We start from the raw sequence: 13,273 nt of genomic DNA, 5'->3' as shown, positions 1-13,273 counted from the left end.
GTGCCGAGCGGGCACCAATCAATGCAAAGCATTGTGATGTCAATGTCGCGGAGTTGGCAGTTTTGTGGCGACATTTTCTCTACTAGATTGCCTGCTACGTCCCTCCGCAATGACATCCGAATATCCCCGAGACCCCCGTGAGCTGCGCGCGATGAACAAGCCTGCAACCCATGTCCGAAGGGCGCTGCTGCGTCGTCTTGCCACTGCGATCGGCTTGCTGCTGACAATGGCCGCGGGCGCACGGGCCGAGCAGACATTCTCGTTCGACCGCACGCCCGGAAAGCTGCCGAAGACGGTCGTCCCGCTGCATTACGCGATCGAGCTGACGCCTGACATCGCCAGCCTCGCTCTGCCCGGCGTCGAGACCGTCGACATCGAGGTGCGCGAGGCGACCGCGCAGCTGACGCTGAACGCGGTCAACACGACATTCGCAGAGGTTACAAGCGATGACGGCGCGCAGCGCGCGGAGGTCGCGACCGACGCCACCGCGCAGACCGCAACGTTGACCTTCGCCAAGCCGCTTGCGGCCGGCCGCCACAAGCTGCGCATCGCCTTCACGGCGCAGATCAATAAATTCGGCGCCGGCCTGTTCTCGGTCGACTACCCGACCAGGACCGGGATCAAGCGGATGATCTCCAGCAAGCTGGAGCCGGCCGATGCTAGGCGGATCTTCCCGTGCTGGGACGAGCCGTCGTTCAAGGCGAGCTTCGCGCTGACCGTCGTCATTCCACGCAATCTGCTCGCGGTCGGCAACATGCCCGTGACCAGCGAAGAGCCGGTCGCCGGCGATCTCAAGAAGGTTGCGTTCGCGCCGACGCCGAAGATGTCGAGCTATCTGTTCGTGCTCACGGTCGGCGAACTCGAGCGCGTCACGGCGGATGCCGGCGGCGTCAAGGTCGGCGTGGTGACGACGGAGGGCAAGGGCGGGCAGGGCCGGTTCGCGCTCGACAGCGCGGTGAAGCTGCTCGCCTATTACAACGACTATTTCGGCGTGAAATATCCGCTGCCGAAGCTCGACCTGATCGCCGTTCCCGGCGGGTTCGGCGGCGCGATGGAGAACTGGGGTGGCATCACCTTCTTCGAGAGCCGGCTGCTGTTCGACCCTGCGACCTCTGCGGAGACCGTGCGGCGGGGCATCTTCGCGATCATCGCGCACGAGATGGCGCATATGTGGTTCGGCGATCTCGTCACCATGGCGTGGTGGGACAATCTCTGGCTCAACGAGGGCTTTGCCAGCTGGATGGCAACCAAGGCCTCGGAGCAGTTCTATCCGCAATGGCAGGGCTGGCTGAACGGCTACGGCGCGAAGCAGTTTGCCATGGCGCTCGATGCGCGGCGCACCTCGCATCCGGTGCAGCAGCCGATTGCCGATCATAGTGAAGCGGTCACGGCATTCGACGCCATTACCTACAACAAGGGGCAGGCGCTGATCCGCATGCTCGAGAACTATCTCGGCGAACAGGCGTTCCGCGAAGGCATACGCAAATATATGGCCGCGCATGCCTACAGCAACGCGACGACCGCTGATCTCTGGCAGGCGCTCGAGAGTACCGGCGGCAAGACCATCACCGGCATCGCCGCCTCCTTCACCGAGCAGGACGGCGTGCCGCTGGTCGTGGCCGAGGCGACTTGCGATGGCGTGGCGCAACGCCTGACCTTGCGGCAGGATCGCTTCGTGATCGCGCCGGCCAACAATCCGCCGCTGCCGGCCCGCAACTGGCAGATCCCGGTCGCGGTCGGACCGGCGCATGGCAGGCCGTTTGACGAGATATTGCTGAAGGGGAGCACCAATATCCCGGCCGGCGCCTGCGGCGATGCGATCAAGGTCAACCTCGGCGACGTCGGATACTACAGGGTCGAGTACGGCCCGAAGAACCGTGCGGCGTTGCTGAATGCCTTCCCGCAAATGCAGGTCACGGACCGTCTCAATGTCGTCACCGACAGCTGGGCGCTGGTGCAGGCGGGCCGCGCGGAGGCGCCGTCCTATCTCGCGCTGCTCGATGCGCTCGATGCCGGTGACCATCGCGCGGTGTGGGACCAGGTGATCTCGACATTCGCTTCACTGAACCGCCTGTCGCGCGGCCGCACCGAGCGGCCGGTGATCCAGGCTTATGCCCGCGCCAAGCTGCGCCCGGTGTTCGATCGGATCGGATGGGACGGCGCCGGTTCAGGCGGCGATGACACTGCGTTGTTGCGTGCAAGCCTGATCTCGACGCTTGGCGACCTCGGGGATGCGGCTATTGTGGCGGAAGCGAAGCGGCGCTTTGCGGCATTCGTCGATGATCCCAATTCGCTTCCGACCGCATTGCGCGATGCCGTCACGCATGTTGTCGGTGTGACCGCCGATCGGGCAACCTATGACAAATTGCTCGCGCTGGCGCGCAACAGCACGGCGACCAATGAACGGCTGCGTTATTATCTCGCGGCGGCAAGCGCCCGCGATGCCGAATTGGCGCGGGCGACGCTGGCGTTGACGCTGACCAACGAATTGCCCGATACGATCGTGACGGGGATGATCAACGCGGTTGCGTCCGCAGGCGAGCAGCCGCAGCTCGCCTGGGACTTCGTCCAGACCAATTTCGATATCTTGCTGGCAAGGCAGGGGCCGAACTTCCGCGACCAGTTCGTGCCGAACTTCATGACCAATTTTACCGATGAGGGCCACGCGGCGGAACTCGCCGCGTTTGCTCCGTCGCAATCAACCACCGGCGGACGGGTGATGGTGGCGCGATCCGTGCAGGCGATCGTAATCTCGGCCGATCTTGCCGCGCGCGTGTTACCCGCCGCCGACTCCTGGATCAGGGCGCACAAGCCGTGAGCTCGCGAGGGAGTTTCCGGCGGCGCGCGATGCCGCTATGCTCTGTGCGCGGCATGCAATCAACGATGCGAGGCTGAGATGGTCAAAGGTTCCGATTTGCTGGTCGCGGCCCTCGAGAATGAGGGCGTGGAGCGGGTGTTCGGCGTCCCCGGCGAGGAGAATCTCGACGTCGTCGAGAGCCTGCGCAAATCCTCGATCAAACTGATCGTCACGCGCCACGAGCAGGCCGCGGCGTTCATGGCGGCGACCTATGGCCGGCTGACCGGAAAGCCCGGCGTCTGCATGACGACGCTCGGCCCCGGCGCGCTCAACCTGACCACTGGCGCTGCCTACGCGCTGCTCGGCGCGATGCCGATGGTGATGCTGACCGGCCAGAAGGGCATCTTGAGCAGCCGGCAGGCCAAGTTCCAGATCGTCGACATCGTCAACACGTTCCGTCCGTTGACCAAATTATCGCTGCAGATCGTCAGCGGCGCGACCATTCCGACCCTGGTCCGTGACGCCTTCCGCATTGCGACGCAGGAACGGCCGGGGCCGGTGCTGCTCGAGCTGCCGGAAGACATCGCAGGCGAGGAAACGACCCCGGTCGAAATGATACCGCCGCATCCGATCGAGATTCCGATCGCGCACGCCGCCGCGCTCGACCGCGCCGCCGACATGATCCTGAAGGCGCAGCGCCCGCTGATCATGCTTGGTGCGGCGGCATCGCGTCCGCGTTCGACCGCCGGGATCGGCGACTTCGTGCGGCGCACGAAAATCCCGTTCTTCACCACGCAGATGGGCAAGGGCACGGTATCCGGCGGCACCAATCAATATATGGGAACCGCCGCGCTGAGCGAGCGCGACTATGTGCACGAGGCGATCGACCGCGCCGACCTCATCATCGCGATCGGTCACGACACGGTCGAGAAGCCGCCTTTCATCATGGGCCCGAAGGGCCCGCAGGTGATCCATGTCAGCTACATGCCGGCAACGGTCGAGCAGGTCTATTTCCCGCAATGCGAGGTGATCGGCGACGTCGGTCCGAGCCTTGAATTGCTGGCCGATCGGGTCGAGGGAAAGCTGCCGCATGCCAGCGCGCTGCTCAGCCTGCGCCGGAGCATTCTGGCGAAGATCACCGATCGCGCCACCGAGGGCCGCTGGCCGCCGACGCCGCAGCGCATCGTGCATGATGTGCGGCAGGTGATTCCGGAGGACGGCATCGTCGCGCTCGACAACGGCATGTACAAGATCTGGTTTGCGCGCAACTACCGCACGCTGCTCGCGAACTCGCTGCTGCTCGACAACGCGCTCGCGACCATGGGCGCCGGCCTGCCGTCGGCGATGATGGCGGCGATGCTGTATCCGAACAACCGCGTGCTCGCGGTCTGCGGCGACGGCGGCTTCATGATGAACTCGCAGGAGCTCGAGACCGCGGTCCGCCTCAAGCTCAATCTTGTGATCCTGATCCTGGAGGATTCCGCCTACGGCATGATCCGCTGGAAGCAGGCGGTCGATCATTTCCCGGATTTCGGCCTGACCTTCGGCAATCCGGATTTCGTCAAATACGCCGAAAGCTACGGCGCCAAGGGTTCGCGGATCGCGAGCACGGATGCGATCGTCCCGACCCTGGAACGGGCGTTTTCCGGCGGCGGCGTGCACCTCGTCGTGGTGCCGATCGACTATACCGAGAACAAGCGGGTGCTGGTCGACGAATTGCGCGAGAAGGTGCAGCAGATCGATGTGTCGTAGAGCATGATCCGGACCCGAAGTGCCGCGTTAGCGCAAAGTGCGAAGCGGTTTTCCCTTGCGACCAACGCAAAGCGTTTGCGCGGAGATCATGCTCAAACAAGAAGCTGAAGCATTGCTGCGGTGGGCAAGGAACGAAAAGCCCGCGGCTTGATTGAACGTAAGCCGCCATGGTAGCACGCCAAGATGTCACGCCAAGATGTCACGCAATGGCATCACCATTGCGCAGATTGTCGGCGATACCAGATCTGAGAGGTCACGTGACTGCACCAAATCCTGCCGCCGGAAAACCCATCGATCCCGCCTCGCTCGCCAATGTGCCGCGGCTGGTCACGGCCTATTTTGCCGGCAAGCCCGATGCCACCGATCCCACCCAGCGGGTTGCGTTCGGCACCTCGGGCCATCGCGGCTCGTCGCTGAAGAATTCCTTCAACGAGGACCATATCCTCGCCACCACGCAGGCGATCTGCGATTACCGGCGCGAGAAGGGCCTCACCGGACCGCTGTTCATCGGCATCGACACCCATGCGCTGGCCGAGCCGGCGCTGGCCAGCGCGGTCGAGGTGTTCGCGGCGAACGGCGTCGAGATCATGATCGATGCGCAGGGCGGCTACACTCCGACGCCCGTGATCTCGCACGCGATCCTGAGCTACAACAAGGGACGCAGCACGGGCCTTGCCGACGGCGTCGTCATCACGCCGTCACACAACCCACCGGAGGATGGCGGCTACAAATACAATCCGCCGCATGGCGGTCCGGCCGACACCGACGTTACCGCGGTGGTCGAGAAGAACGCCAACCGCTATATCGAGGCCGGTCTCAAGGGCGTGGCGCGGCTGCCCTATGATCGCGCGCGCAAGGCAGCGACCACGCATCTGCACGACTACATCACGCCCTATGTCGCCGATCTCGGCAACACCGTCGACCTCGCGCTGATCAAGTCCGCCGGCGTCAAGATTGGCATCGACCCGCTCGGCGGCGCGGCGGTGCACTACTGGCAGCCGATCATCGCGCGCTACGGCATCAACGCCAGCGTCGTCAATGAGGCCGTCGATCCGACCTTCCGCTTCATGACCGCGGACTGGGACGGCAAGGTCCGGATGGACTGCTCGTCGCCTTATGCGATGGCGAGCCTGATCGGGATGCGCGACCGGTTCGACGTCGCCTTTGCCAACGACACCGACGCCGACCGCCACGGCATCGTGACCCGCTCGAACGGGCTGATGAACCCGAACCACTTCCTCGCCACCGCGATCGCCTATCTGTTCGCGCACCGGCCGCAATGGAGCAAGGACGCCGCGATCGGCAAGACGATTGTGTCGAGCTCGATCATCGATCGCGTGGCGAAGAAGCTGAACCGCAAGTTGGTCGAGACGCCGGTCGGCTTCAAATGGTTCGTCGACGGGCTCGGCAGCGGCGGCTTCGGCTTTGCCGGCGAGGAGAGCGCGGGCGCTTCGTTCCTGAAGCGCGACGGCTCGGTGTGGACCACCGACAAGGACGGCATCATCCTCGGCCTCTTGGCAGCCGAGATCATCGCCAGGACCGGCCGCGATCCGAGCGAATTGTTCGGCGAGCTGACCGCCGAACTCGGCGTTCCCTATTACGAGCGCATCGATGTGGCGGCGACGCCGAAGCAGAAGAACGCGCTGAAGGCGCTCGGGCCCGAGCAGCTCAACATGACGCAGCTCGCCGGCGATGCCGTGCGCGCGGTCAGGACCAAGGCGCCGGGCAACGACCAGCCGTTCGGCGGCATCAAGGTCGAGAGCGAGGCGGGCTGGTTCGCCGCGCGTCCCTCCGGCACCGAGGATGTCTACAAGATCTACGCCGAAAGCTTCCGCGGGCCGGATCATCTGAAGCAGATCCAGGGCGATGCGCAGGCCGCGATCGCCAAGGTGTTCTGAAAGGCGCGGGCCGGGCGGAATTCATGCGAATATTGTTGACGGGCTCCTCCGGCTGGCTCGGCCGTTTCCTCGCGCCGCGGCTTCGACAGGCCGGCCATGACGTGGTCGGCCTCGACGTCGTCCCGGGCGAGGCGACCGATGTCACAGGCTCGGTAGCCGAACGATCGGTGGTCGAGCGTGTGTTCGCCGATCACGGCATCGAGGCCGTGATCCATGGCGGGGCGCTGCACAAGCCCGATATCGCGCGGTTCGCGCCGCAGGCCTTTGTCGACGTCAACGTCACAGGCACGCTCAATTTGCTGCAGGCAGCAGTGGCTGCCGGCCACGACCGTTTCGTCTTCACCTCGACGACCTCGCTGATGATCTCGCAGGCGATCCGCGACGAGGAAGGCCATGCTGCGGTGTGGCTCGACGAGACGACAGGACCGCTCGAGCCGCGCAACATTTACGGAGTGACAAAACTCGCCGCTGAAGGGCTGTGCCGCCTGTATAGTCGCGAGCACGGGCTGAACTGCGCGGTGTTGCGCACCAGCCGCTTCTTCCCCGAGGATGACGACACTATCCGTGACATCCATGGCGAGAACCTGAAGGCGACCGAGCTGCTGTACCGCCGCCTCACGGTCGAGGACGCCGCCGATGCCCATGTCGTGGCGCTGGACAAGATCCGCGGCTTCGAGGTCTTTGTGATCAGCGCGCCGACGCCGTTTGCGCGCGGCGACGTCGCCGACCTGAAGACGGACGCGGCTGGCGTGATCGCGCGCCATTTCCCCGATGCGCCGGCGCTGTTCGCGCGGCGCGGCTGGCGTCTGCCGAAATCGATCGGCCGGATCTACGACGCCGGCAAGGCCGAACGGCTGCTCGGCTTCCGCGCTGGGACGGATTTCGCAGCGGTGCTCGGCGCCTTGCGCAGCGGCGCGCCGCTTCCCTTTGCGCACGATCCCGATTATGTCTCGCCGTCAACGAGGCTCGCAAATGGCTGATTTCCACGGCGTCTTTCCGTACCTGGTGTCCCCGGTCGACCCCGCCGGCCATGTCCGCACCGAGGTGCTGGGCCGGCTCTGCGACGATCTGGTCAAGGCCGGCGTCCACGGCTTGACGCCGCTCGGTTCGACCGGCGAGTTCGCCTATCTCAACAATGCGCAGCGCATGCAGGTGGTGCAGACCACGATCGAGGCCGCGCAGGGCCGCGTGCCCGTGGTCGCCGGCGTCGCCTCGACTTCGACGGCGGATGCGGTGGCGCAGGCCAAGGCCTACCAGAAGCGCGGCGCGAGCGGCATCCTCGCGATCCTGGAGGCCTATTTCCCAGTCGCCGATGCGCAGGTCGAATCCTATTTCCGCGCCATCGCCGATGCCGTCGACATTCCGGTCGTGATCTACACCAATCCGAATTTCCAGCGCTCCGACCTCACGCTCGACGTCATCGCGCGGCTCGCCGAGCATCCGCGCATCGGCTACATCAAGGACGCCTCGACCAACACCGGCCGGCTGCTGTCGATCATGAACCGCTGTGGCGACAGCCTGAAAGTGTTCTCGGCCTCCGCCCATATTCCGGCCGCGGTGATGCTGATCGGCGGCCATGGCTGGATGGCGGGCCCGGCCTGCATCATCCCGCGGCAGAGCGTCGAGCTCTACAATCTGTGCCGCCGCACCCGCTGGGACGAGGCGATGGCCCTGCAGCGCAAGTTGTGGCGCATCAACGAGGCGTTCGCCCGCTTCAACCTCGCCGCCTGCATCAAGGCCGGGCTCGCGAGCCAGGGCTACGACGTCGGCGATCCCGTGCCGCCGCAGGCGCCGCTCACGGCCGAGCAGCGCAAGGTGGTCGAGGCGGCGTTGCGCGATCTGGCCTGAAGCCGTCGGGGGCTGCGCGGCAAAATGCCGGGCAATCCGCCTTGGCTATGCCGGAAACCTCCGCTTGGTCAGCGCGTTTGTTGCGTGGAGCACACCAATGAATCGGCGTACCGTCCTTGTCCTGGCCGTGATCGCGGCCATTCTGCTGATATTCGCGGCCGGCAGCATCCGTCAGGCGCCGTGGAGCGGCCCGGCTGCCCGCGCCGTCGCCGAGCGCGGCGCGCTGTCGGATGCCGAAAAGGCCAATGTCGAGATCTTCGAGAAGGTCTCGCCGTCGGTCGTGCAGGTGGTGACGCAAACCGCCGCCAATCCGCTGAGCGAGGAGCAGGAGGGCGGCGGCGCGGCGTCAGGCACCGGCATTGTCTGGGACAATGACGGCCACGTCGTCACCAACAACCATGTGGTGCAGAACGCAAGCCAGGTCGCGATCCGCTTTGCCTCCGGCGAGGCGGTACGCGCCGAGATCGTCGGCACGGCGCCGAACTACGATCTGGCCGTGCTGCGCATCCGCAGCGCGCGCAAGCTGCCGCCGTCATTGGCGCTCGGCAGCTCGTCCGATCTCAAGGTCGGCCAGTTTGCCTATGCGATCGGCAACCCGTTCGGGCTCGATCAATCGATGTCCAGCGGCATTATCAGCGCGCTCAAGCGCCGGCTGCCGACCTCGAGCGGCCGCGAGATCTCCAACGTGATCCAGACCGACACCGCGATCAATCCGGGCAATTCGGGCGGCCCGTTGCTCGATTCCGCCGGCCGGCTAATCGGCGTGACCACGGCGATCCTGTCGCCGTCGGGCTCCAATGCCGGCATCGGCTTTGCGATCCCGGTCGATATCGTCAATCGCGTGGTGCCTGAGCTGATCCGCAACGGCCGCGTGCCGACGCCGGGGATCGGCATCGTCACGGCGAATGAGGCGGTCGCCACCCGTATCGGTGCCGAAGGATTGATCGTGGTGCGCACGACACCGGGGTCGCCGGCCGAGCGCGCCGGGATACGCGGGGTCGACATGTCGACCGGTGAGCTCGGCGACGTGATCACCGCGGTCGACGGCAAGCCGGTCCACCGGCTCTCCGATCTGGCCGACCAGCTCGAGCAGATCGGGGTCGGCAAGAAAGTGCGGCTCAGCGTGAACCGCGACGGCTCGGCGCGCGATGTCGAGGTCGCCATCGTCGATATCGGCCGGGCGCAATAATGTCGTCACTGGCCTGACGCGTGCCACCGAATTGTGCTTCCGCGCGCCGCGCGACGACACGCCTGTCCTCCGGCCGGCGCGTGGTTGTCAGGCCGCCAAAATCCGCTAAAACCCCCGCCAAATTCTCTGGAAATTCTTGGAAGCTCGAAGGACCCTCTGATGAACATTCTTCCCGGTAATATGCGTTTTGGTGCGGGCCAGCCAGTCAAGCGTCTGGAGGACCAGCGGCTGGTCACCGGGAAGGGGCATTTCATCGACGACAAGCCGCAGGACGGCGCGCTCTGGCTGCACGTGCTGCGCTCGCCGCACGCACACGCCTACATCAAGTCGATCGACGCCAAGGCGGCGCTGGAGATGCCCGGCGTCAAGGCCGTTTATACCGGCGCCGACCTCGTCAAGGACGATATCGGCACGCTGCCGACGCTTGCGATCTTCAAGCGGCCCGACGGCTCGCCGATGACCGTGCCGCCGCGGCGCCTGCTGGCGCATGAGGTGGTGCGTTACGCGGGCGAGGGCGTCGCGGCCGTGGTCGCGACCTCGCGGGTGCTGGCGCAGACCGCGACTGAGGCGATCGAGATCGATTACGAGGTGCTGCCCTCGGTGGTCGATCCGGTCGAGGCGATCAAGCCGGGCGCGCCGGCGGTCTGGCCGGAGGCGCCCGACAACATCGTGGCCGCGATGAGCTATGGCGATGCCGCCAAGGTTGAGGAAGCCTTCGCCAACGCCGCGCACACGGTGTCGCTCGACCTGGTCAGCCAGCGCCTGGTGCCGTCGGCGATGGAGCCGCGCTCGACCATTGCCGAGATCGAGAAGAAGACCGGCCGGCTGATTCTCCACGTGCAGTCGCAGACCCCGGGCTCGACCCGCGACCTGTTGGCGGAATCGATCCTGAAGCGGCCGAAGGACAGCGTGCGCGTGCTGGTCGGCGACATCGGCGGCGGCTTCGGCCAGAAGACCAGCCTGTATCCGGAAGACGGCATCGTCGCCTATGCCGCGACCAAGCTGAACGAGAAGATCCGCTGGCGCGGCGACCGCACCGACGAGTTCGTCGGCGGCACCCATGGCCGCGATCTGACCTCGACCGGCGAGTTCGCACTCGACGCCAAGGGCCGCGTGCTGGCCTATCGGGTGCGCTCGATCGGCGGCACCGGCGCCTATTCGTCGGGCACCGCCAACATCATTCCGCTGGTGCTCGGCCCGTTCGTGCAGACCGGCGTCTACGATTTGCCGCTGGTGCATTTCGAGGTGAAGTCGGTGATGACCCACACCGCGCCGGTCGGCGCCTATCGCGGCGCCGGCAGGCCCGAGGCGGTGTTCATCGTCGAGCGGCTGTTCGACGCCGCTGCGCGCCAGATCGGAATGGACCCGCGCGCCATCCGCAAGGTCAACTACATCAAGCCGGCGCAGCTGCCCTACACCAATGCGGTCGGGCAGGTGTACGATTCCGGAGCCTTCGCGCACATGCTGGAGCGCGCGTCTGATTTGGCCGACTGGAACGGCTTTGCCGCGCGCAAGAAGGCGGCGAAGAAGAAGGGCCTGCTCTATGGCCGCGGCCTGACCAGCTACATCGAATGGACCGGCGGCCGCGCCCACACCGAGAACGTCTCGCTGCATGCGACCGCCGAAGGCCGCGTCATCCTGCATTCCGGCACGATGGCGATGGGGCAGGGCCTCGCCACCACCTACACCCAGATGATCGCCGATACGCTCGGCATCGCGATGGACAAGATCGACGTCATCCAGGGCGACACGGACCTCGCCACCGGCTTCGGCAGTGTCGGCTCGCGCTCGCTGTTCGTCGGCGGCACCGCGGTTGCGGTCTCCAGCAACGACATGATCAACAAGGCGCGCGACAAGGCCTCCAATTTGCTGGAAGCCTCCGTCGAGGACATCGAGTATCGCGACGGCTTCCTCACCGTGGTCGGCACCGACAGGCGCATCAGCCTGTTCGAGATCGCGGCGAAGGAAAACGGCGCAAAGCTCTCGGTCGAGAGCGAGGGCAATGTCGACGGGCCGAGCTGGCCGAACGGCACCCATATCTGCGAGGTCGAGATCGATCCCGAGACCGGCGTCACGCGGGTGGTGCGCTACACCACGGTCGACGACGTCGGCGTCGCGGTCAATCCGATGCTGGTGACGGGGCAGGTGCATGGCGGTGTTGTCCAGGGCATCGGCCAGGCGTTGTACGAAGGAGTGGCCTACAACGAAGAAGGCCAGCTGCTGACCGCGAGCTATCAGGACTATTGCATCCCGCGCGCGGACGACATTCCGCCGATCACGGTGACGCTCGATGGCTCCGCGCCGTGCAAGACCAATCCGCTGGGCGCCAAGGGCTGCGGCGAGTCCGGTGCGATCGGCGGGCCGCCCTGCATCACCAACGGCGTGATGGATGCGCTGAGCGAAGTCGGGATCATCCAGCTGAACACGCCGCTGACGCCGTCGAAGATCTGGCAGGCGATCCGCGACGCCAAGGTGGGGGCGGCGTAGTGTCATTCCGGGGCGCGCCAGCGCGAACCCGAAATCTCGCGCCATAACATCGAGGTTCCGGGTTCATCGCTTTGCGATGCCCCGGAACGACGGTGCCCTACAGCCCCAACACCATCTTCGCGATGATGTCGCGCTGGATCTCGGACGATCCGCCGAAGATCGTATAGGCGCGGCCGTTGAGATATTCCGGCACCACCGGCAGCAGTTCTTCGGGGATCGCCGGCTCGTGGTTGAGCCGGTAGAACGGCCGCGCCGGCTCGACGGCGAGCCCGTCCTGGCCGATCACGTCGACGCCGAGCCGCGTCACCGCCTGGCGGATCTCGCTGACGCGGAGCTTGATCAGCGACGACACCGCGCCGGGATTCTGCCCGGTCTGCAGCGCCGACAGCACCCTGAGCTCGGTCATCTCGAGCGCATCGATATCGACCTCGACCTCCGACATCCGGATCGCGATGTCGGGATCCTCGATGGCGCGGCCGGTGATCTCGGAGACTGCGAGATCGGAGATCGTCTTCAGCGCCTCGCGCAGCTTGGCCGACGCGATGCCGGAGCCGCGCTCGAATTCGAGCAGGTACTTGCCGTAGGTCCAGCCCTTGCCTTCCTCGCCGACGCGGTTGGCGACGGGTACCCGGACGTCGTCGAAGAACACCTGGTTGACCTCGTGGTCGCCGCCGATGGTCAGGATCGGGCGCGTGGTGATGCCCGGCGTCTTCATGTCGATCAGGATGAAGCTGATGCCGTCCTGCTGCCGTTCGCCGTCATTGGTACGCACCAGCGCGAACATGCGGTTGGCGTGGTGCGCATGCGTGGTCCAGATCTTGGTGCCGTTGATGACGTAGTCGTCGCCGTCACGCACCGCGCGGGTTTTCAGTGAGGCGAGGTCGGAGCCCGAGCCCGGCTCGGAATAGCCCTGGCACCAGTAATCCTCGCCGGAGAGAATCCGCGGCAGGTAGAAGTTCTGCTGCTCGGGCGAGCCGAACCCGATGATGACGGGGCCGACCATCTTCACCCCCATCACGTTGACATTCGGCACGCCGGCGCGGGCGCATTCGGCCTCGAAGATCCAGCGCTGTGCCGGCGTCCAGTCCGGTCCGCCATGTTCCACCGGCCAGCCCGGCGCGCCCCAGCCCTTCTTGTGCAGCGCGCGCTGCCAGGCCATGCCGATATCGGGGTCGGAGAACACCGACGGCGTCAGCGCGGTGGCGCGCTTCATCTCCGGCGTGAGGCTCCCGGCAATGAAATCGCGGACTTCCTGCTCGAAGGCGCGTTCCTCGGCGCTGAAGGTGAGATCCATGGTGCGCT

Annotated in this window: 8 protein-coding genes; 7 read left to right on the top strand and 1 reads right to left on the bottom strand. The window is 65.8% G+C overall.

Annotation, left to right across the window (positions count from 1 at the left end):
- Positions 1–151 precede the first annotated feature (151 nt).
- The 7 genes from ACVWYP_RS37010 (at position 152) to ACVWYP_RS36980 (ending at position 11,971) form a co-directional block, all read left to right on the top strand.
- Positions 152–2,818: a M1 family metallopeptidase gene (locus ACVWYP_RS37010; RefSeq protein ID WP_453945891.1), complete on the top strand. Its 2,667-nt coding sequence runs from the start codon at positions 152–154 to the stop codon at positions 2,816–2,818.
- Positions 2,819–2,896: 78 nt separating this feature from the next.
- Positions 2,897–4,549, top strand: coding sequence for an acetolactate synthase large subunit (locus tag ACVWYP_RS37005; protein ID WP_304496789.1), 1,653 nt, complete (start codon positions 2,897–2,899; stop codon positions 4,547–4,549).
- Positions 4,550–4,806: 257 nt separating this feature from the next.
- Entirely contained in the window at positions 4,807–6,447 is a 1,641-nt protein-coding gene (gene pgm, locus ACVWYP_RS37000; protein WP_304496788.1) for a phosphoglucomutase (alpha-D-glucose-1,6-bisphosphate-dependent), read from the top strand.
- A gap of 23 nt (positions 6,448–6,470) precedes the next feature.
- A complete protein-coding gene (locus tag ACVWYP_RS36995; protein WP_304496787.1) occupies positions 6,471–7,427 on the top strand; it encodes an NAD-dependent epimerase/dehydratase family protein in 957 nt (318 codons plus the stop codon).
- The gene (locus tag ACVWYP_RS36990; RefSeq protein WP_038386222.1) at positions 7,420–8,295 is read left to right on the top strand and encodes a dihydrodipicolinate synthase family protein; all 876 of its coding nucleotides are present in this window, start codon (positions 7,420–7,422) and stop codon (positions 8,293–8,295) included. The genes ACVWYP_RS36995 and ACVWYP_RS36990 overlap by 8 nt, the downstream gene beginning before the upstream one ends.
- 97 nt (positions 8,296–8,392) lie before the next feature.
- On the top strand, positions 8,393–9,484 hold the full coding sequence (locus ACVWYP_RS36985) for a S1C family serine protease (protein ID WP_304496786.1): 1,092 nt from the start codon (positions 8,393–8,395) through the stop codon (positions 9,482–9,484).
- A gap of 159 nt (positions 9,485–9,643) precedes the next feature.
- A complete protein-coding gene (locus ACVWYP_RS36980) occupies positions 9,644–11,971 on the top strand; it encodes a xanthine dehydrogenase family protein molybdopterin-binding subunit (RefSeq protein WP_304496785.1) in 2,328 nt (775 codons plus the stop codon).
- 97 nt (positions 11,972–12,068) lie between these two features.
- On the opposite strand, the gene ACVWYP_RS36975 is transcribed toward ACVWYP_RS36980, so the two are convergent.
- Positions 12,069–13,265 carry an acyl-CoA dehydrogenase family protein gene (locus tag ACVWYP_RS36975; protein WP_304496784.1) on the bottom strand — a complete coding sequence of 399 codons (1,197 nt, stop codon included), beginning with the start codon at positions 13,263–13,265 and terminating at the stop codon, positions 12,069–12,071.
- Positions 13,266–13,273: the final 8 nt, after the last annotated feature.

The organism is Bradyrhizobium sp. USDA 3262 (genome assembly GCF_054060035.1).
Note: the sequence above shows the minus strand (reverse complement) of the source record. Positions and strands in the feature narration are given on the sequence as shown.